This window comes from Mesonia sp. HuA40 (assembly GCF_008017835.1).
Classification (GTDB): Bacteria; Bacteroidota; Bacteroidia; order Flavobacteriales; family Flavobacteriaceae; genus Mesonia.
The window spans coordinates 33,724-55,210 of the sequence record NZ_VRLT01000063.1; the positions used below are offsets into that span (position 1 = coordinate 33,724).

Consider the following 21,487-nt stretch of genomic DNA (forward strand, 5'->3'; position numbering starts at 1 on the left):
AAATGAAAAAACTATTACTTCTTAGCTTTTTAGCAATTGGATTTTTGGCAAATGCACAAGCTCCTGCAGGATATTACAGCAGTACTCAAGGCAAAACAGGCTTTGCACTAAAAACTGAATTAAGTCAAATTATTAGTAGCGGTCACAATGCGCAAAGCTATGGCGCTTTATGGACGGCTTACCAAACCTCTGATGTAGACACCTATTATGAAAACGATGGTAGTGTTTTAGATATCTACTCAGAAAATCCAAACAGCACAGACCCCTATAATTTCGTGTTTGGCTCAGACCAATGTGGAAATTACAGTGGTGAAAGCTCTTGTTATAACAGAGAGCATTTATTTCCGAAGAGTTGGTTTAACGACCAATCGCCAATGTATACAGACATTCACCATATCTACCCTTCTGACGGATATGTGAATGGGCAACGAGGAAATTTCTCTTTTGGAGAAGTAAATAACGCAAGTTGGACGTCGCAAAACGGATCTAAAAAAGGAAATAATACCTACAACCATCCCAATGCCTACAACGGTACTGTTTTTGAACCAATTGATGAATTTAAAGGTGATGTAGCAAGAGTTTGGTTTTATATGGCTACACGTTATGAGAGTCAAATTGCAGGTTGGGAAAACAACACCTCCCAAAGCGATGTAGCTTTAAATGGAACCTCAACCCAAGTTTTTGAAGATTGGGTCTTGGCCATGCTTTTAGAATGGCACAATAACGATCCTGTTTCTCAAAAAGAAATAGATCGCAACAATGCCGCTTTCAACTTTCAGGGAAACCGAAATCCTTATATCGATAATCCTGCTTGGGTAAATCAAATCTGGAATCCGAATCCAGACAATCAAGCCCCTACCGCACCAACAAATTTAGCGGCAAGCAATATTACTTCAAATAGCGTAGTACTGGACTGGACCGCTGCTACAGATAATGTTGGAGTAACCAGCTACCAAATTGAAGAAAACAATCAAATTGTTCAGACTACAGCGAACACACAAGCTACTGTGACCAATTTGAATCCGCAAACCACTTATAATTTTACCGTAAAAGCATTAGATGCTTACGGCAACGTTTCGGCGGCAAGTAATGCCGTAAGCATTACCACACTAGATGCACCCGTAATCATCTTTAGCGAAGACTTTGAAGACTGCAACAATCTTAATTTTATTAGCGTTTCAGAACAAAGCACACAAGATTGGGAATGTCTAGCTCAATACGGCGAAAATAACTCAGGAGCTTTCCAAATGAATGCTTATGCAAATGGGCAGCAGTATCCAAGTCTTGATTGGTTAATCACAGATAGTCCTATAGACTTTAGTAATTTAAGTCAGGCTCAACTTAGCTTTTTTACTGCAGCAACTTTCGGAAATACGCCTTTGAATTTAGTATATAGTACAGATTACACACCAGGAAGTACACCAAGTAATGCCACCTGGACGCCAGTACCTAATGTAAATATTCCTATGTTTAGTGGAAGCGGTAGTACGATTGAAGAGAATACTTTTAGTAATATCGATATACAAGGAATCGCAGGTAACGCTTATTTAGCTTTTAAATATGACACCACCAATGGTGAAGATGCTACGCGTTGGACAGTAGATAGTTTTACTATCACCGCTAAAGTAACCGCTGGTTTGTCTACTACAAGTTTACAAGCGCAAATTTATCCCAACCCCAACTATAATAGAGTGCTGTTTGTTGAGCTTAACAATGCCAAAAACTATGATTATGCTCTTTACGATTTAAATGGAAGGTTAATTCTAAATAAACAAAACGCAAATGCTAAAAACATAAAGCTTCCTCAATTAGAAGCAGGTATTTATCTGTTTGAAATTAAAAGTAAGCAGCAACGCGTAATTAAAAAGCTAATTTTAAATTAATTCTTAATTTAATTGCATAAAAAAGCCATTAGTTGCATTCTAACTAATGGCTTTTTTATTTTATGCATTGAAATACGTACTGTCCCAAACGGCCGAATTAAAATTCTTACCCATTTTAAATCCGTAAAACAAAGCAAGACCAACTATCCATTTAAAAATAAATAAGCTTAAAATTCCAGTTTTGAAGAAATCTATTCCTGTATCAAAAATGATCAATGAAATTAGATTGCCTAAAAGCAGACTAACAGCAGCCAACAACAGTAAAAAATTTTCTAAGCTCTTTAACGGCCACATCAACAGCTTTCGAAATGCATTCAAATCATTTCCCCATTTATGCACCAAATAATAGTATCCGTTTCCTAACGGAACAAAAAGTAGAGGGTCGTCGGCATTTCTCAATTTAAACCAGGAAGCAGGAGCCATAATTTTAAAACCGTTCAGTTCAATTTGATGCTGCTGCTCTAAAGCTTTAATCCTAATTAAAACTTCTTGAGGAAGCCTTTTTTTATAATAAAAACTAGGCAGAAAACGCAACCTATAAGTGGAACATATAGATTTTATATGTTCTTGATGAAAAATTCTGTCTAAATCCAACTCATCAAAATTTAAGCGATTTATTTTTTCTTGTGAGTGATTTGTAAGGAGGCGCTTTCTAATTTGTTCATCTTTTGAAATTTCTAATTCCAAATGTTTCTTAATGGCTTCTAGATGTTGATTAAAAAGAGGATTTTTTTCTCTGTTCTTCCTTAATTCAATTTCTAAATTTACCGATTTCCATCCCATCTGCATTCAACTTAAATTGATCATACTTTTAAAATTAAAAAAACCTCATTTAATATTTAAATTTTTAACTACAAATATTTTTAAAAAAGTAAATTTGCAAGACATTACACAACACATTATTTAACTTTTTACTATGATAACTTTTTTTGGGCAAGCATCAGACAAAATTTATGCGGTACACACCAAACAAAACTTGCCTCCCCAAGATTTAGAAAAATTAAGCTGGCTATTTGGCGAACAACCTATGCTTGAAAATAAGCAAATTGAAGCAAGCTTTATAGGCCCTCGTGCGGCAATGATTACCCCTTGGAGCACCAATGCCGTTGAAATAACTCAAAATATGGGGATTACGGGAATACTCCGTATCGAAGAATTTATAGCCGAAGAATTGGCAGGCCAGGTAGATCCCATGCTTTCTCAAAAATATGAAACTTTAAATCAGTCTATTTTTGATATTGATGTAAAGCCACAAGGCATCATTGAGATTAAGGATATTCAAAAGTTTAACGAAGAAGAAGGTTTAGCGCTAAATGCGGAAGAAGTAACTTATTTAGAAAAACTTTCCGAAAAATTAGAAAGACCTTTAACCGATTCTGAGGTATTTGGCTTTTCGCAAGTCAATTCAGAACACTGCAGACATAAAATTTTTAACGGCACATTTATTATTGATGGTAAAGAAAAAGCGGAGTCGCTGTTTAAATTAATTAGAAAAACATCTGAGAAAAATCCAAATGATATTGTTTCTGCCTACAAAGACAATGTTGCTTTTATTTCTGGACCACGTGTAGAACAGTTTGCACCTAAAACCGCTCACCAACCCGATTTTTATATAGAAAAAGATTTTGATTCTGTAATATCTTTAAAAGCCGAAACACATAACTTTCCTACCACCGTAGAACCATTTAATGGAGCGGCAACTGGAAGTGGCGGAGAAATTAGAGATAGATTAGCAGGAGGTAAAGGTTCTTTACCGCTGGCAGGAACCGCTGTTTATATGACAAGTTACAGTCGATTGAATGACCAAAAAAGTTGGGAAAATAAAATCTCTCAAAGAGATTGGTTATACCAAACCCCAAAAGATATTCTTATCAAAGCCTCTAATGGCGCATCAGATTTTGGAAATAAATTTGGTCAGCCGCTTATCGCTGGCTCGCTTCTTACTTTTGAGCACGAAGAAAACGAGCAAACCCTAGGTTATGATAAAGTTATAATGTTAGCAGGAGGAATTGGCTACGGTAAAAAAGAGCAAGCCATAAAAGGCACCCCTAAAAATGAAGAGAAAATTGTTATTCTTGGGGGCGAGAACTACCGAATTGGCATGGGAGGGGCCGCAGTGTCATCGGCCAACACTGGAGATTTTAGCAGTGGTATCGAGTTAAATGCCATACAACGCTCTAATCCAGAAATGCAAAAAAGAGCTGCTAATGCCATTCGAGGAATGGTTGAAGCCGATTTTAATCCTATTGTTTCTATTCACGATCACGGAGCTGGCGGACATTTAAATTGCCTAAGTGAATTAGTAGAAGAAACAGGAGGTAAAATAGATTTAGACAAACTTCCTGTTGGAGACCCTACCCTTTCGGCCAAAGAAATAATTGGTAACGAGTCACAAGAAAGAATGGGACTAGTAATTGGTCAAGAACATATAAAAATCTTAGAAGAAGTAGCTTTGCGAGAGCGTTCTCCTATGTATACGGTGGGAGAGGTTACCAATGATAACCAATTTACCTTTGAAGGGAGCAAATCAAAACAAAAACCCATGAATCTCGCATTAGATGATATGTTTGGAAGCTCTCCAAAGACCATTATGCAAGATAATAGCGTAAAAGCTAATTATCAAGATGTAGCTTTTCAAGCCGATAAGGTTTATGAGTATACCAAGCAGGTATTGCAGTTAGAAGCTGTGGCTTGTAAAGATTGGTTAACCAATAAAGCTGACCGTTGTGTTACCGGAAAGGTAGCCAAACAACAAACGGTTGGCGCATTGCAATTACCTCTAAATAACCTTGGTGTTATGGCACTTGATTATAAGGGAAAACACGGTGTGGCCACAAGCATTGGGCACTCTCCCATTTCGGGTTTAATCGATCCTGTGGCTGGCGCTAAAAACTCAGTTGCCGAAGCTTTAACTAATATGGTTTGGGCTCCTTTAGAAAAAGATTTAAAATCTGTTTCGTTATCGGCTAACTGGATGTGGCCCTGCAATAACCCTGGTGAAGATGCACGATTATATGAAGCCGTTGAGGCACTTTCTGAATTCGCAATCGATTTAGGTATAAACGTACCTACGGGTAAAGATTCTTTATCGATGAAGCAAAATTATAAAGACAAATCGGTTTTATCTCCAGGTACAGTTATTGTTTCGGCTGCCGCACATTGCAACGCCATTCAACAAGTAGTTGAACCCGTACTACAAAAAAACGCTGGTAGTATTTACTACATGAATATGAGTCAAGATTCCTTTAAATTGGGCGGTTCTTCGTTTGCTCAAGTATTAAATAAAGTGGGACAAAATGCGCCAAGTATTCAAGATAGCAGCCAGTTTAAAAACATGTTTAATGCACTGCAAGATTTAATCAAACAAAATTTAATCGTTGCAGGGCACGATGTAGCCTCTGGCGGACTACTCACCACCTTACTCGAGATGTGTTTTGCAGATCAAGATTTAGGAGCACAAATTGACCTTAGCAATTTAAAGGAAAGCGATTTAATTAAAACCCTTTTCAATGAAAATGCAGGTGTTGTTTTTCAAACTAAAAATGCTTCCGCGGAAGCGATTCTAGAAAAGCATAATGTAGAGTTCTTTAAAATAGGAGAAGCTAACTCATCTGCCGAGCTCGGCATTAAACACTTCGAAACACAGCTGAATTTTGATATAGCCACTTATAGAGATACCTGGTATAAAACCAGTTATTTATTAGATCAAGAACAAAGTGGTAAACAAAAAGCTCAAGAACGCTTTGAAAATTATAAAAATCAAGTTTTGAACTTTAGGTTTCCCGAGCATTTTACAGGTAAAAAACCTCACATAGTAACCGACAAACCTCGTGTTAAAGCCGCCATTATACGTGAAAAAGGCTCTAATTCTGAGCGTGAAATGGCGCAAGCTATGCATTTAGCTGGTTTTGATGTTAAAGATGTGCATATGACCGATTTGATTTCGGGTAGAGAAAATTTAGAGGATATAAAATTTATAGCCGCAGTAGGTGGGTTCTCTAATTCTGATGTTTTGGGTAGCGCAAAAGGATGGGCCGGTGCCTTTTTATACAACGAAAAAGCCAATACTGCTTTAAAAAAGTTCTTTGACAGAGAAGATACTTTATCTTTAGGAGTATGTAACGGTTGCCAGTTATTTATAGAATTAGGACTAATAAACCCAGATCACGAGCAGAAGCCAAAAATGCTACATAACGACTCGCATAAATTTGAATGCAATTTTACTTCGGTAACTATTCAAGAAAACCAATCGGTTATGCTGTCGAGTTTAAGCGGTAGTACCTTAGGAATTTGGGCGGCACATGGCGAAGGTAAATTTAGTTTCCCGTATGCAGAAGACCGCTATAATATAGTAGGAAAATATGCTTATGATGCCTATCCTGCAAATCCTAACGGATCTGATTTTAATACTGCTATGTTAACCGATGATACCGGGCGCCACTTGGTAATGATGCCCCACTTAGAGCGCTCAACCTTTAGCTGGAACTGGGCACATTACCCTAAAGACCGCCAAGATGAAGTAAGCCCTTGGCTAGAAGCCTTTGTAAATGCACGTAAATGGTTAGAAAAAAACTAAATTTATTTTATAACTATTTTTAATAAAAACGCAGGGTATATTCCCTGCGTTTTTGGTTTAAAATCCACACAATTGTAGAAAAAAACCACAATTTACATAACTGCACTTAACTTTAACCTATTGATAAACAGACAAAAACAACTACGGCAAGCCTATTGAATATTCTCTTATCAAAAAAGAAACAAAATGAAAGAGAAAAGAAAACAAGATTTGGCTTATCAATCAAAACCAAAAGAATCCTCATCAAAAAAATCATTTAAAGCAGGCATGGTTATTGGTTTTACTTCCTTATTGATGTTACTAGCATTATTTTTTAATTTTTACTTTAATTCCTATTTTGAAGCAGTACATCTAAGCCGTATTCAAAATCTATTTGGCAAAAGCGTCTGGATAATTGGATTAGTTTTATTAGGCATTAACATCAGTTTTTTAATTTATTTATTGGTATTATACCTCAAATATGAATCGGTACCCTCTGGCTCAAATCAAGAATTACCAAAATGTACGGTGATTGTACCTGCTTATAACGAAGGAAGTTTAGTTTATAAAACGCTACACAGCTTGGTAAACAGTGATTATCCTGCCGAAAAACTTCAAATAATAGCCATAGATGATGGCAGCCAAGACGATACTTATGATTGGATGATAAAAGCCAAGCAATCTTTAGGCGAACGCATTCAGTTATTGAGACAAGGAACCAATCAAGGAAAGCGGCAAGCGCTTTACCGTGGGTTTAATTTGGCAACTGGCGAAATATTTATAACAGTAGATAGCGATTCGGTAGTAAAAGAAGATACTTTACGACAAATGGTGAGTCCGTTTATTAATAATCCCACCTGCGGTGCCGTGGCAGGAAATGTAAAAGTACTCAATAAAGATCAAGCACTTATACCTAAGATGCTACACGTGAGTTTTGCTTTTAGTTTTGAATTTGTGCGTTCTGCACAAAGTGTATTAGGAAGTGTATTATGTACGCCAGGAGCTTTGTCTGCTTACCGAAAAGAGGCAGTTATGAATTGTTTAGAAAGCTGGATCAACCAGACCTTTATGGGTAAACCATCTACCATAGGAGAAGATCGAGCCATGACAAATATGATTTTAAAGCAAGGCTATACGGTTAAATTTCAAAGAGATGCTTGGGTATTTACCAATATTCCCGAACGCTATAAAAATTTATACAAAATGTTCATTCGTTGGGAACGTAGCAACGTACGTGAAAACATTGCTATGAGTAAATTTGCATTCACTCAATTTAGAAGTTCAGGAAAATTAGGACCTCGTCTGCTTTTGCTCCATCAATGGCTAAAAATAATCATGGCTTACCCAATAATTTTATTAATGCTTTTTTTAATAATTAGTTACCCGTTGGTATTTTTAACCTCAACTCTCCTGGGTGTACTTGTTTTTTCAAGCATACAAGCTCTGTTTTTTGCTAAAAAGCATAATTTTAAAGAATCTGTATGGGCTTACCCCTATAGTTTATTTTATGCTTTTACATTATTTTGGATTACCCCATATGCCATTGTCACCGCCAGCAAAAGCGGTTGGCTTACTAGAGAACTTAATAAATAAATAAAAATTCAACACCCTGGTTAAAATTATTTAGCCGGGGTTAACACTAATATAATTTAAAACAAGATTTTTGTCATAAATGTAGCTCTATTTAAAGAAAACTTAATTTTTTTTAGTTACAAGAAATAAAATTACCGAGTTAATTTACTATTTTGCAATAGACAATTTTATCTTATAGACTATGACATCGGTAAAAAGACTTTTTGATTTTCCTGCTTACCAACTGGAAAAATACAATTTGGAAGCAGCTTTAATCACCAAAAAAAATGGAAAATGGATTGAAACTTCTACGAAAGAATATTTAGATAAGGCTAATCAAATCAGTAGAGCCTTGCTCACAATGGGTGTAAAACCAAATGATAAAATTGCGATTATCTCTACCAATAATCGTACAGAATGGAATATTGTGGACATAGGTGTTTTACAAATAGGAGCGCAAGATGTACCCATTTATCCTACCATTTCTGAGGAGGAGTATGCTTATGTACTCAATCATAGCGAGAGCATATTTTGTTTTGTTTCTGATAAGGAAGTACTTGATAAAATTGAAAAAATTCGAGATAAAGTACCGCATTTAAAGGCCGTATATACATTTGACGAAATTGCGGGTGCACAGAACTGGCAAGAGGTCTTAGATTTGGGTAAAGATGATAGTAATCAGCAGCAGGTAGAAGAAATCAAGCAGAAGATAGATGAGAATGATTTAGCTACAATTATTTATACTTCGGGCACAACAGGAAAACCTAAAGGGGTTATGCTTTCGCATAAAAACATTGTAAGCAATGCTTTAAATAGTTCTACAAGGCTACCTATGGGTGAGGGAATTCAAAAAGCGATTAGCTTTTTACCCGTTTGCCATATTTATGAGCGTATGCTTTTATATATGTACCAATACAATGGCGTAAGTATATATTATGCGGAGTCTATTGAAAAAATCAGTGACAACTTGAAAGAAGTACAACCTCATGTAATGTCGGCAGTACCTCGTTTACTTGAAAAAGTATATGATAAAATCATTGCCAAAGGATCTGAACTGAGTGGTATTAAAAAGAAATTGTTTTACTGGGCCGTAGATTTAGGTTTAGCTTTTGAACCATATGAAGAAAATGGCTGGTGGTATGAATTTAGACTCAACATTGCACGTAAGTTGATTTTTAGTAAATGGCAAGAAGCTCTAGGTGGCCAGCTAAAAGTTATTGCTTCTGGAAGTGCAGCACTTCAACCACGACTAGCGCGTGTATTTAATGCTGCAAATATCAAAGTGATGGAAGGTTATGGCCTAACAGAAACTTCACCGGTAATTGCGGTGAATGATACCCGTGACCGCGGATTTAAAATTGGTACTGTAGGAAAACCAATTCCAGAAACAGAAGTAAAAATTGCCGAAGATGGAGAAATTCTTATCAAAGGTCCGCAGGTAATGCTTGGTTATTATAAAGATACCGAAAAGACAAAAGAAGTTATGCAAGGTGATTATTTTTGTACGGGAGATATAGGAGAAATTGATGCAGAGGGCTTTTTAAAGATCACAGATCGTAAAAAAGAGATGTTTAAAACTTCGGGTGGTAAATATGTGGCCCCCCAAATCATTGAAAACACTATGAAGCAATCTCGATTCATAGAGCAAATTATGGTAATTGGTGACGGGGAAAAAATGCCTGCAGCTTTAATACAACCAAATTTTGAATTTATTACCGATTGGGCCAAAAGAAAGTCTATTGATTTAAGTGATGACCCAGAAACTATTGCGCAATCTACCATGGTACAAGAACGCATACGGCAAGAGATTGATTTCTATAATAAAAAGTTTGGTAAGTGGGAGCAAATAAAAGCCTTCCGACTTACGCCTAATGTCTGGACGGTTGAAGACGGTCACCTTACTCCTACCATGAAAATGAAAAGAAAAAAAATAAAAGAGAAGTATCAAAATTTATACAATCAAATCTATCAGTTTTAAGATTGTTATTTAGATCTGCTTTAGCGATTAAAAACTACAAATTTAGCAATAACCGTATTATAAACCCGTTTAATTAAACGGGTTTATACTTTTACTAAAAATGTTGTTACCCCTAAAATTGAAGCAAAATTAAAAGCTAAAAAATTACTTATTTTTAAGTTCCTTTCCGTTATCATTCACCCATCATCTGACCCGCTAATCTACAATCGCTCTTTAACACAAGGAAATCTCTATTTATTCTTTTATAATCCTCAGGGTAATAAAATAGTTCTACCTATTTTTTAATTGAAATTAATTTCCTAAATTTCTCTAATCAAGGGCGTAATAATTTACCTATATACTATGCGTGCATAATATTTTTTATTATCTTTGAGAGAATCAATTACCATATGAAAGAAAAAACAATCGATTACCTCTTAAGAGCCACTTGGATTGCGGTAGCCAAGATGTACAATGAGGAAGCCAGTAAAAAAGGAAGCACTATGGCAACCGGATTTGCCCTTTTAAATATTGACCCTGAAGAAGGAACGCCTTCTACCTCTCTGGGACCCAAAATGGGCATGGAGGCAACCAGTCTTTCTCGTACTTTAAGAAGTATGGAGGATAAAGGGTTAATTGTACGCAAAAAAAATCCGGAAGACGGAAGAAGTGTCTTAATTCAACTAACCGATTTTGGTAAAGAAATGCGCGCATTTTCAAAACAAGTGGTACTTAAATTTGATGAAGCGGTGCACCGCGAAATAAATCAGGAAGATTTAGATACTTTTAGTAAGGTTGCCCAAACAATTATGGACTTGATCAACAATAAAAAAATTTATAAAAAACAAACTCCTTCAAAATGATGATGAAAAGAACAATTAAAAAAGTAGCAGTAATAGGTTCTGGAATTATGGGAAGCGCAATTGCTTGTCATTTCGCCAATATAGGAGTCGAGGTTTTACTGCTCGACATTGTACCTAGAGAACCTAATGAACAGGAAAAAAAGAAAGGCCTAAGTCTAGAAGATAAAAGTGTTAGAAATCGTATTGTGAATGAAGCGCTTAAAAACGCTTTGAAGTCTAAGCCTTCACCTATATATCATCAAGATTTCGCTAAACGTATACAAACGGGAAATTTAGAAGACGACATAAAGCTTGTAAACCAAGTAGATTGGATAATTGAGGTTGTTGTTGAGCGACTAGACATAAAAAAACAAGTTTTCGATAATATAGAAAAACACAGAAAACCCGGTACTTTAATTACTTCAAATACTTCTGGAATCCCTATAAAATTCATGAATGAAGGCAGAAGTGAAGATTTCAAGAAACATTTTTGTGGTACGCACTTCTTTAATCCACCTCGATATTTACGTCTTTTCGAAATTATTCCTGGTCCCGATACCAAGCCAGAGGTAATTTCCTTTTTAAACGAATACGGAAAAAAATTCCTCGGTAAGAAATCGGTTATTGCCAAAGACACACCGGCATTTATTGGTAATCGTATTGGCATCTTTAGCATAATGAGTCTATTTCATACGGTGAAAGAGATGGGTATGACAATTGAGGAGGTTGATAAACTAACTGGACCGGTTATTGGGCGGCAAAAATCGGCTACTTTTAGAACAGTAGACGTGGTAGGTCTAGACACTTTGGTTCACGTAGCTAACGGACTTTATGAAAATGTAGCTCACGATGAACAACACGAACTCTTTAAACTTCCTGACTTTATAAAAACAATGATGGAAAACAACTGGCTAGGAAGTAAAACTGGGCAAGGGTTCTATAAAAAAGAAAAAAAGAAAGATGGCTCTAGTGAAATCAAATCACTTGACCTTAATACACTCGAATACCGAGATCGCAAACGTGCCTCTTTTGCTACTTTAGAGCTTACAAAAACAATTGATCGCGTTGCCAATCGCTTTGAAGTTTTGATAAAAGGAAAAGACAAGGCTGGAGAATTTTACCGTAAAAATTTTGCCGCTCTTTTCGCTTATGTATCCAATCGTATTCCCGAAATTACCGATGAGCTTTATAAAATTGATGATGCGATGCAAGCCGGATTTGGTTGGGAACACGGCCCGTTTCAAATCTGGGATGCCATAGGTGTTGCAAAAGGAATAAAAATGATGGCTGAACAAGGCATCGAACCTGCAAATTGGGTAAATGAAATGCTTGAAGCTGGATGCGATTCATTTTATACAGTAAAAGACGGGAAAACCTACTTCTACGATATTCCTAATAAAAGAATGCAGCCAGTACCGGGGCAAGATGCGTTTATTATTTTAGACAATATAAGAGATACCAAAGCTGTATTTAAAAATAGCGGAGTAGTAGTCGAAGATTTAGGCGATGGTATTTTAAATGTAGAGTTTAGAAGTAAAATGAATGCTATTGGAGGTGATGTTCTTGACGGATTAAATAAAGCAATCGATTTGGCTGAGAAAGAATACCAAGGACTTGTTGTAGCCAATAACGGTCAAAATTTTTCTGTAGGTGCTAATATCGGAATGATTTTCATGATGGCGGTAGAGCAAGAATATGACGAACTAAATATGGCTATCAAGTATTTTCAAGACACCATGATGCGTATGCGTTACTCCTCTATACCTACCGTTGCGGCCCCGCATAATATGACCTTAGGTGGAGGTTGTGAACTTTCGCTTCACGCCGACAAGGTAGTAGCCCACGCAGAAACCTATATTGGTTTGGTTGAGTTTGGCGTTGGTGTAATTCCTGGTGGCGGTGGTTCTAAGGAGATGACTTTGAGAGCAGCAGATACCTATCAAAAAGACGATGTAGAATTAAATCGTTTACGGGAACACTTTTTAACCATTGGTATGGCAAAGGTTTCTACATCTGCTTATGAAGCATACGATTTAAACATATTACAACCCGGAAAAGACATTGTGGTGGTGAATAAAGACCGACAATTGGCTATTGCTAAAAAACAAGCATTATTAATGGTAGAAAATGCTTATACGCAACCTATCAAGCGTCAAGATATTAAAGTTTTAGGTAAACAAGCGCTAGGGGCCTTTTATGTTGGTACAGATCAAATGCTTGCCGGAAACTACATTAGTGAGCACGATAAAAAAATTGCCAATAAATTAGCTTATGTAATGGCTGGTGGTGATTTATCGGCCGCTGCACAAGTTAGTGAGCAATATTTGCTAGACCTAGAGCGTGAAGCATTCTTATCGCTTACTGGAGAAAGAAAGACGCTTGAGCGATTACAACACATGCTTAAAAAAGGAAAACCGCTAAGAAACTAATTATAGAATTCTCTATAAAATCAATTAGTGAAAACTCTTAAAAAAAGCATATCAAAAATAAATCGATTAAAAATAGAAAGAAATGAACAAAACAGCATACATAGTAAAAGCGTATAGAACCGCAATAGGAAAATCTTCTCGAGGTGTTTTCAGATTTAAAAGACCCGATGAATTGGCAGCCGAAACCATCGATTATATGATCAAAGAATTGCCCAACCTGGATAAAAAAAGAATAGATGATGTTATCGTAGGAAACGCCATGCCCGAAGCCGAACAAGGATTAAATATAGGTAGATTGATTTCTTTAATGGGGCTAAAAATTGAAGATGTGCCAGGCGTAACAGTTAATCGTTATTGCGCATCAGGATTGGAAACTATCGCTATGGCCACCGCAAAAATTCAAAGTGGCCACGCAGATTGTATAATCGCGGGAGGAGTAGAGAGTATGAGCTATATTCCTATGGGAGGATATAAACCTGTACCCGATTATCAAGTAGCAAAAGAAGGAAATGAAGATTATTATTGGGGAATGGGCCTAACGGCAGAAGCTGTGGCTAATCAATATAAAGTCTCGCGTGAAGATCAAGATGAGTTCGCCTTTAATTCACACCAAAAAGCATTAAAAGCACAGGCAGAAGATAGGTTTCAAGAGCAAATTGTGCCTATACAAATAGATGAAACCTATGTTGAAGACGGCAAAAAGAAAACAAGAACCTATACCGTAAATAAAGATGAAGGTCCGCGGGCAGACACTTCCAAAGAAGCTTTGGCTAAATTGCGCCCTGTTTTTGCTCAAGGCGGAAGTGTTACTGCTGGAAACTCCTCACAAACTAGTGATGGAGCGGCATTTACTATTGTAATGAGCGAAGCAATGGTCAAAGAGCTTAATCTAGAACCAATAGCACGATTAGTAAGCTACACTGCCGTTGGTGTAGAACCAAGAATTATGGGAATAGGCCCTGTAAAGGCTATCCCCAAAGCTTTAAAGCAAGCAGGATTAAGCCTTCAAGACATGGAGCTTATTGAGTTAAACGAAGCTTTTGCCTCACAATCTTTAGCGGTTAGCCGCGAATTAAATTTAAATACAGAAATTTTAAACGTGAATGGTGGCGCAATTGCGCTAGGACATCCCTTAGGCTGTACCGGAGCTAAGCTAAGTGTGCAACTATTTGACGAAATGCGTAAAAGAAACCTGCAAAACAAATATGGTATGGTGACCATGTGCGTAGGAACGGGACAAGGAGCAGCTGGCGTATACGAATTTATAAATTAAACCAACACCCTATAAAAGAAAAACTATGAGTACAGAAAAAAATAAAGAAATACTTCGCGGCGGTCAATTTTTAGTAAAAGAAACTCCGTGTGAAGCGGTCTTTACCCCCGAAGATTTTACCGAAGAACAAAAAATGATGCGAGACTCGGTTAAAGAGTTTGTCGATAGAGAAATTTGGCCTAAAAAAGAGGAGTTTGAAAAGAAAAACTACCAACTAACCGAAGACATCATGAAAAAATTAGGTGAGTTAGGTTTCCTAGGAGTAGCCGTGCCCGAAGAATACGACGGTTTGGGTATGGGCTTTGTATCTACCATGCTGGTTTGCGATTATATATCTGGAGCAACAGGGTCTATTGCTACTGCTTTTGGAGCCCATACAGGTATTGGCACCATGCCCATAACCTTGTATGGTACCGAAGAGCAAAAAAAGAAATATGTCCCAAAACTTGCAACAGGAGAGTGGTTTGGCGCATATTGCTTAACCGAGCCTGGAGCAGGAAGTGATGCTAATTCGGGTAAAACAAAGGCTGTTTTAACAGAAGACGAAAAACATTACCTCATAAGTGGCCAAAAAATGTGGATATCAAATGCAGGATTCGCCAATCTTTTTATCGTATTTGCCCGTATCGAAGATGACAAAAACATTACGGGATTTATTGTAGAAAACGACCCAGAAAATGGCATTAGCTTTGGCGAAGAAGAAAAAAAGTTAGGAATTCACTCCTCTTCTACCCGACAAGTATTTTTTAACGAAACCAAAGTACCGGTAGAAAACATGCTTTCAGAACGTGGCAATGGATTCAAAATAGCTATGAATGCCTTGAATGTAGGCCGAATAAAATTAGCTGCCGCCTGTTTAGACGCTCAAAGAAGAGTCACCGAAGGAGCGGTAAAATATGCCAATGAGCGTGTACAATTCGACACCCCAATTGCCAATTTTGGAGCCATAAAATATAAGCTAGCCGAAATGGCAACCTCTACCTACGTAGGCGAATCGGCTTCTTATCGTGCAGCAAAAAATATAGAAGACCGCATCGCAATCCGTCAAGCCGATGGAAATTCTCACGCCGAAGCCGAACTGAAAGGAGTTGAAGAATATGCTATTGAATGCTCTATTTTAAAGGTAGCCTGCTCAGAAGATATTCAAAACTGCAGTGATGAAGGTATTCAGGTGTTTGGTGGTATGGGCTTTTCTGCAGATACCCCAATGGAATCTGCTTGGCGCGATGCCCGTATTTCTCGAATTTATGAGGGAACCAATGAAATTAACCGAATGCTTGCTGTGGGTATGTTGGTAAAAAAGGCCATGAAAGGGCACGTCGATTTATTGGGACCTGCTATGGCTGTCGCCGATGAACTTACCGGTATTCCTTCTTTCGACAAACCTGATTATAGCGAACTATTTGCAGAGGAAAAAGAAATGATTGCCAAACTTAAAAAGGTGTTTTTAATGGTGGCGGGTAGTGCTGTACAAAAGTTTGGTCCGCAATTGGAAGAACACCAACAATTGCTTCTAGCTGCCGCGGATATACTTATTGAAATTTACATGGCTGAGTCTGCCATTTTAAGAACCGAGAAAAATGTGAAACGTTATGGTGAAGAAAAACAAACTGAGCAAATTGCTATGAGTAAGCTATACCTTTATAACGCTGTTGATATTATTGGTCAAAAAGCAAAAGAAGGTATCTTTTCATTCACCGAAGGTGATGAACAACGCATGATGCTAATGGGCTTAAAGAGATTTACAAAGTATCAAAATATGCCTAATGTAGTAGCTCTTCGAAATGAAATTGCAGATAAGTTAATTGAAGAAAATAAATATTGTTTTTAACTATTAAATTTAGTTATTCCTCCAAGCCGCTTAAAAAAGCGGCTTTTTTTTATTAAAAAAAGATTAAAAATGCCTTTTTAACAATTCTATAATAAATTGCCTGCGCTTAAAATGATAATTTGAAACTATGAAAAATAATTTCTATTTAAGCATTATATCGGTTCTACTATATTCCATTTTTTCCTTCGCGCAAAGCAATGAAAAAAATGAAGACACTATTTACAGTATGCCTGAAGCAAAATCTGTAGTAGACACGGCAAAGAGTAAGTTTTTAGCCAATCCTATCAGCGAATATAATGAAGCTTACTTCATTTTAGACAGACTCAACACCAGCATAGGGCTACCTCCAAATCAAATTAATTTAGAAACCCCACAAGCAGCATTAGAACATTTTTTAACCAAAGCCGAAGCAGGGAAATATCAAGAAGCCGCCTATACCCTTAACTTAAACCTATTACCAAAAACTACGACCATAGAAGAGGCCGCTGTTTTAGCCGAAAAATTTCACTTTGTGCTTAAGCAAAGGGTCAAAATTGACTGGGATAATCTGGCCGATAGACCCGACGGCCAATTAGACTTTTCTACTACAACCAATAAAGCTGTAGCCGGTAAACCTAGACGCAGTGTTGCCTTTGGTGCGGTAAAATTAAACAACAGAAACATAGTTTTGCGCGTACAACGTATCAAGTACAAAAATTATGGTGCTTTTTGGCTTGTCTCTTCTAACACGGTTGAAAATATAGAACCATTATACGCCGAATATGGTCCTAGAAAATTAGACCGAATGATGCCTAATTGGGCACGAGTACAATTGTGGGATACCCCAATCTGGAAACCAATAGGCACGCTTTGCATTTTTTTTATTTCTTATTTTTTAGGTAGGCTACTCATTTTTATAATCCGTAAAGGTTTAATCAAGTCTAATAAAATTTGGGTACAAAGCATTGCGAAAAAGTTAAGTAAACCTGCTGGGATCACCATGGGGATCCTATTTTTTTATATCCTTTTAAATGAATTGATTTCTTTTACGGGAAGATACGCTAACACCCTTTATACCGTGTTATTAATAATAGTTATAGGTGCAATCACTTGGTTGATCATGAAGTTGATAGACTACATTATGGTTCATATTGCAGAAAACCGAATAGGCGATACCAATCCAGAAGAAAATTCTGAGGCACGTATGATGTTAACCTATATTTCGGTAGCTAGAAGAGTTATTACCTTTGTTGTGATTATTGTGGGGGTAGCAGTAATTATATCGCAATTTAGAACGTTAGAGCGATTAGGTATTTCTTTAATAGCTTCAGCAGGAGTGGCAACTGTAATCATTGGTGTAGCAGCCCAAAGCACTTTAGGAAATATTATTGCAGGTATACAAATAGCTATTACCAAACCTGCTAGAATTGGTGATACCGTTATTATAAAAGATGATTGGGGCTATGTTGAAGACATTCAATTTACTTATATGGTCGTACGCACGTGGGATTTAAGACGTCTGGTAGTGCCCTTAAAATATGTAGTTTCAAATGTATTTGAAAATTGGTCGATGACCAATGCACATCAAATAAGACCCATTATTATACACGCAGACTATACGGTAAATGTAAATAAAATTAGGGCAAAATTTAAAGAGCTAGTTGAAGCAGATGAAGATTGGGATGGCGAACATCCTCCTAAGGTACAGGTAGTTGAGGCAAACGAAAAAACCATTGAAATAAGAGCGCTATGCAGTGCCAAAGATGCGAGTCATACCTGGGATTTTCATTGCCGATTAAGAGAGAAGCTTATTACCTACCTCGTAAATCTAGATGCGGGTGCCCATTTACCTACCTCTCGTTACCAAAATACTCAACAATAATCGATTTGTTAATTTTTTAATGATTTAGGCCTAAATTTTAAATATAGATTAACGACAAAAATAAATTAATCATAAAGCCTTGTAGTATATTTGAATAAATAAAAAACACAACAATTATGAGTAAAGGAAAAGGAAATGTAGTATTAGGAGTTTTAGCGGGTGCTCTAGCTGGAGCTACAGCAGGTTTATTATTTGCCCCAAAAAAAGGAAAAGACACTAGAAAGCAGATTGCGAGTTCTACACAGGATTATGTAGCAGGTGCTAAAGAGAAAGTTGATGACGTAAAAAATTCTATTGAGCATAAAATAGAAGCTCTAAAAGCGAAAAAAAATGCTGCCTTAGCAAATAGTAAAGGAGAAGAACTTACCGAAGAGGCAAAAGCTAAAATACATAACGCAGTCAGCTAAGCGAAAAATCTATTTAATAAAAGCACCCCAAAATTTGGGGTGTTTTTTTATAGCCTATTTTGACTGTGTTCAACTGCTTCTTTACTTGATTTAAAGTATAGAGCACATACCCCAAGATTACTCATATTGCCTATTATTTTTTCAATATTTTCTTTTTTATTTTGATTGGTTTGCCTGATGTAAACAGCATATATATTGGCCGGAAAAATCTTTATTATATCTTGATAAATTTGCGCATCTTTTTGTGAATCGTCACCTAAAAGAACAAATTTCAATTCGGGATAAAACTCTACTATGTGTCTAATTTTATAAAACTTGTGTTGATGATCACCTCTGCCTGTTTTAATAAAATCCCGTAAACCGTTTTTAATCGCTTTTAATTGAAATACACCTTTTGGCAGCCCATGCAAATCCGTAAAGGAACTTATAAAATTATATAAATTCCACTCACTGCTACTCACATAAAAAAAAGCATTGTGTTTATTTTGATCCTCTCTACCTAGTTTTTCTAGTTCTCGATAATGATTAACCACCCCAGTAAAAACTTTTCGCTTGTATAAGTTTTTGGTAAGCATAACATAAAGTTTTTTAAAAAAACTACTGGAATGGGAAATTAAAAATGTATCATCAATGTCTGAAATAACACCATATTCTCCAGGATATGGCTTTATAAATTCGCCTTTTTTACTTAATGTCTGTTTTTCATCATTCACTGTGACCTTGAAAGTATGCCAACCAGAACTTAAACTTTTTTCATAGGGAATCATCACTCGAAAATGTCCATCGTCTAACGTCTTAGTCGTCTGCTTTATATTGCCAAAGCTTATTGTAATTGAGATATTAGCCAATGTTTTTACTCTAAACATTTGAAAAACCTGTTTAGCATGCTTCCATCCCTTTAGATCTAATTTAAATATGTCTGGCGTATGTTTTTCAAATACATGCCCCATTATCAAGATCTTCCTTTGGTTGGCGTAACCTCTATAAATTTTTAAATCTTTTGGCATTCCGTAAAGATATTATTAAGATGATGTGTCAAGTTTTATAACTAACTTTAAAATTAAAATTAAGCTTGTATGGCCATACTACTCATTTTAAACCCAATAAGTGGTGATATTAATAAAAGTTACTTTTTAAAAGTATTAAAAAATAAATTAGGTAAAAAGGTCAAGACGTTAAACATTTTTAAAACCACTGGAAAAAATGACTTAGAGCATCTAAAGAGACATTTTCAAGACCATACTTATAAAAAAGTTCTAGTGGCAGGAGGAGATGGCACCGTAAAATTAGCGGCAGAATGCTTGATGAATACTTCAATCCCTATAGGAATTATTCCGCTAGGATCGGCCAACGGTTTAGCTACAGATTTAGAACTACCTACTTCAATAAATTCTAGTATAGATATCGCGTTGGGTGAGAATGCAAGAAAGATTGATGCTATGTTTTTAAATGAAAATTTGGGTTTACATATAAGTGATTTAGGCATTAATGCGTCACTTATAAAGACTTATGAGCAGTCTAGCGTTCGCGGTAAACTAGGCTACATATTTGCGGGTATCCCTACCCTATTAAATAATAAAAATCCGCAAAATTTTAGCATTGAAACCAATGACCAGAAATTAACGAGGCGCGGTATTATGTTAGGAATTGCTAATAGTAGACGGTATGGTACCGGTGCTTTAGTCAATCCTGAAGGGATTATCGATGATGGCTATTTTGAATTATTAATTTTTAAGGAGTTGAATGTAAAAGAGATTATTAAGACCCTAAGGGGTGAAAAAAGCCATAATTCCTCATTTCTAGAAATCATCTCTTGTCAGCAAGCTAAAATTTATTGTGAGACACCTATAGACTTTCAAATTGATGGTGAATATTTAGGCGAAGTAAGCTCTGTAGAAATAAAAATAAAACAAAAAGCTTTAAATATTATGATATAGCCCTAAACTTTTGTTAATGGCAAACTAATATCTTGAGTGTTTGCATCTTACTTTATAAATTTATAAAAAAAGTACTATTATGAAAAATGCAATATTAATTACCAATTTCATTTTGCTGATTTTATTTAACTCATGCAAAGAAAATCAAACGAACAAAAATGAGGAAGTAAAAAATCCTCATGAAGAAGAGCAAGTTACCGTTGTCAAGGATGATATTAATTTAACTAAGCTTCAAAATTCACCCAAATTTGAAGATGCTAAATTACAAATGAAAATTCCTGAAACAAATATCCTTAAAGCAGGAGATAATATTTTTTCTTTTAAAGTCGAAAATTATGAATTAGGCGTAACTACCGAAACTGCTCAAGATTTAGGACTTGCAAACTCTAAAAAAGGACAGCACGTACATTTTATTTTAAATAACAATCCGTACTCGGCCCACTATGAAGAACAGTTTTCAAAAAATTTAGAAGCGGGTGAACATACAGTATTAGCCTTTTTATCACGTTCTTATCACGAATCTGTTAAAAATAAGGATGCGTTTATACTAAAGAAAATTAGAGTAGGAGAAATTACCTCAGACAACCAGTTAGATTTCAACGTAGATAAACCGCATTTGTTTTATAGCCGACCAAAAGGAACTTATTCAGGTAAGGACACCAAGCGCATTCTACTTGATTTTTATTTGGCTAATGCAGATTTAAGTGAAGATGGATTTAAAGTAAAGGCTAAAATCAACGGACAAGAATTTATGATTACTGAATGGGTACCTTATGTTATTGAAGGTTTAAAAATGGGTGAAACTACAATAGAACTAAACTTTTTAGATAAAGACAATAATATGGTTGATAGCCCATATAACCCTGTAAAAAGGACTATTATACTTGAAGAGTAATATTAATCCTTAGATAATTAAAAAGAGGGCTACTTCTTGGAGTAG

The 21,487-nt window shown here is 36.1% G+C and carries 14 protein-coding genes; 12 read left to right on the forward strand and 2 right to left on the reverse strand.

Annotated features, from left to right (window positions below; all coding sequences use genetic code 11):
- The first annotated feature begins 2 nt into the window (after positions 1-2).
- Positions 3-1,883 carry an endonuclease gene (locus tag FT993_RS12055; protein WP_147862813.1) on the forward strand — a complete coding sequence of 627 codons (1,881 nt, stop codon included), beginning with the start codon at positions 3-5 and terminating at the stop codon, positions 1,881-1,883.
- 60 nt (positions 1,884-1,943) lie between these two features.
- Here FT993_RS12055 and FT993_RS12060 read toward each other — a convergent pair whose 3' ends face one another.
- Positions 1,944-2,666: a hypothetical protein gene (locus FT993_RS12060; protein WP_255504504.1), complete on the reverse strand. Its 723-nt coding sequence runs from the start codon at positions 2,664-2,666 to the stop codon at positions 1,944-1,946.
- Positions 2,667-2,799: 133 nt separating this feature from the next.
- Between FT993_RS12060 and purL the strand changes: the two genes are divergently transcribed.
- The 9 genes from purL (at position 2,800) to FT993_RS12105 (ending at position 18,610) form a co-directional block, all read left to right on the forward strand.
- On the forward strand, positions 2,800-6,459 hold the full coding sequence (gene purL, locus FT993_RS12065; RefSeq protein WP_147862815.1) for a phosphoribosylformylglycinamidine synthase: 3,660 nt from the start codon (positions 2,800-2,802) through the stop codon (positions 6,457-6,459).
- A 186-nt stretch (positions 6,460-6,645) separates the two neighbouring features.
- Complete coding sequence (locus FT993_RS12070) at positions 6,646-8,031, forward strand: glycosyltransferase (protein ID WP_147862816.1); 1,386 nt, start codon at positions 6,646-6,648, stop codon at positions 8,029-8,031.
- Between the two features lie 181 nt (positions 8,032-8,212).
- Positions 8,213-9,988 (forward strand): long-chain fatty acid--CoA ligase, encoded by a 1,776-nt coding sequence (locus FT993_RS12075; RefSeq protein WP_147862817.1) that lies wholly within the window; start codon positions 8,213-8,215, stop codon positions 9,986-9,988.
- Positions 9,989-10,377: 389 nt separating this feature from the next.
- The gene (locus tag FT993_RS12080) at positions 10,378-10,830 is read left to right on the forward strand and encodes a MarR family winged helix-turn-helix transcriptional regulator (protein ID WP_147862818.1); all 453 of its coding nucleotides are present in this window, start codon (positions 10,378-10,380) and stop codon (positions 10,828-10,830) included.
- Between the two features lie 2 nt (positions 10,831-10,832).
- Entirely contained in the window at positions 10,833-13,238 is a 2,406-nt protein-coding gene (locus FT993_RS12085; RefSeq protein ID WP_147862852.1) for a 3-hydroxyacyl-CoA dehydrogenase/enoyl-CoA hydratase family protein, read from the forward strand.
- An 82-nt stretch (positions 13,239-13,320) separates the two neighbouring features.
- On the forward strand, positions 13,321-14,511 hold the full coding sequence (locus tag FT993_RS12090; protein WP_147862819.1) for an acetyl-CoA C-acyltransferase: 1,191 nt from the start codon (positions 13,321-13,323) through the stop codon (positions 14,509-14,511).
- A 25-nt stretch (positions 14,512-14,536) separates the two neighbouring features.
- The gene (locus FT993_RS12095; protein ID WP_147862820.1) at positions 14,537-16,342 is read left to right on the forward strand and encodes an acyl-CoA dehydrogenase family protein; all 1,806 of its coding nucleotides are present in this window, start codon (positions 14,537-14,539) and stop codon (positions 16,340-16,342) included.
- A 127-nt stretch (positions 16,343-16,469) separates the two neighbouring features.
- The gene (locus FT993_RS12100; RefSeq protein ID WP_147862821.1) at positions 16,470-18,203 is read left to right on the forward strand and encodes a mechanosensitive ion channel family protein; all 1,734 of its coding nucleotides are present in this window, start codon (positions 16,470-16,472) and stop codon (positions 18,201-18,203) included.
- A gap of 116 nt (positions 18,204-18,319) precedes the next feature.
- Entirely contained in the window at positions 18,320-18,610 is a 291-nt protein-coding gene (locus tag FT993_RS12105; protein WP_147862822.1) for a YtxH domain-containing protein, read from the forward strand.
- Positions 18,611-18,657: 47 nt separating this feature from the next.
- Here FT993_RS12105 and FT993_RS12110 read toward each other — a convergent pair whose 3' ends face one another.
- On the reverse strand, positions 18,658-19,617 hold the full coding sequence (locus tag FT993_RS12110; protein WP_147862823.1) for an App1 family protein: 960 nt from the start codon (positions 19,615-19,617) through the stop codon (positions 18,658-18,660).
- Positions 19,618-19,686: 69 nt separating this feature from the next.
- Between FT993_RS12110 and FT993_RS12115 the strand changes: the two genes are divergently transcribed.
- Positions 19,687-20,547 carry a diacylglycerol kinase family protein gene (locus FT993_RS12115; protein ID WP_147862824.1) on the forward strand — a complete coding sequence of 287 codons (861 nt, stop codon included), beginning with the start codon at positions 19,687-19,689 and terminating at the stop codon, positions 20,545-20,547.
- Between the two features lie 79 nt (positions 20,548-20,626).
- Complete coding sequence (locus tag FT993_RS12120) at positions 20,627-21,442, forward strand: hypothetical protein (protein ID WP_147862825.1); 816 nt, start codon at positions 20,627-20,629, stop codon at positions 21,440-21,442.
- Positions 21,443-21,487 lie beyond the last annotated feature (45 nt).

Coding starts and splice junctions, on each gene's coding strand:
- FT993_RS12070 (WP_147862816.1), top strand. CDS start 6,646: ATGAAAGAGAAAAGAAAACAAGATTTGGCTTATCAATCAAAACCAAAA.
- FT993_RS12110 (WP_147862823.1), bottom strand. CDS start 19,617: ATGCCAAAAGATTTAAAAATTTATAGAGGTTACGCCAACCAAAGGAAG.
- FT993_RS12055 (WP_147862813.1), top strand. CDS start 3: ATGAAAAAACTATTACTTCTTAGCTTTTTAGCAATTGGATTTTTGGCA.
- FT993_RS12120 (WP_147862825.1), top strand. CDS start 20,627: ATGAAAAATGCAATATTAATTACCAATTTCATTTTGCTGATTTTATTT.
- FT993_RS12075 (WP_147862817.1), top strand. CDS start 8,213: ATGACATCGGTAAAAAGACTTTTTGATTTTCCTGCTTACCAACTGGAA.
- purL (WP_147862815.1), top strand. CDS start 2,800: ATGATAACTTTTTTTGGGCAAGCATCAGACAAAATTTATGCGGTACAC.
- FT993_RS12060 (WP_255504504.1), bottom strand. CDS start 2,666: ATGGGATGGAAATCGGTAAATTTAGAAATTGAATTAAGGAAGAACAGA.
- FT993_RS12105 (WP_147862822.1), top strand. CDS start 18,320: ATGAGTAAAGGAAAAGGAAATGTAGTATTAGGAGTTTTAGCGGGTGCT.
- FT993_RS12085 (WP_147862852.1), top strand. CDS start 10,833: ATGAAAAGAACAATTAAAAAAGTAGCAGTAATAGGTTCTGGAATTATG.
- FT993_RS12080 (WP_147862818.1), top strand. CDS start 10,378: ATGAAAGAAAAAACAATCGATTACCTCTTAAGAGCCACTTGGATTGCG.
- FT993_RS12100 (WP_147862821.1), top strand. CDS start 16,470: ATGAAAAATAATTTCTATTTAAGCATTATATCGGTTCTACTATATTCC.
- FT993_RS12115 (WP_147862824.1), top strand. CDS start 19,687: ATGGCCATACTACTCATTTTAAACCCAATAAGTGGTGATATTAATAAA.
- FT993_RS12090 (WP_147862819.1), top strand. CDS start 13,321: ATGAACAAAACAGCATACATAGTAAAAGCGTATAGAACCGCAATAGGA.
- FT993_RS12095 (WP_147862820.1), top strand. CDS start 14,537: ATGAGTACAGAAAAAAATAAAGAAATACTTCGCGGCGGTCAATTTTTA.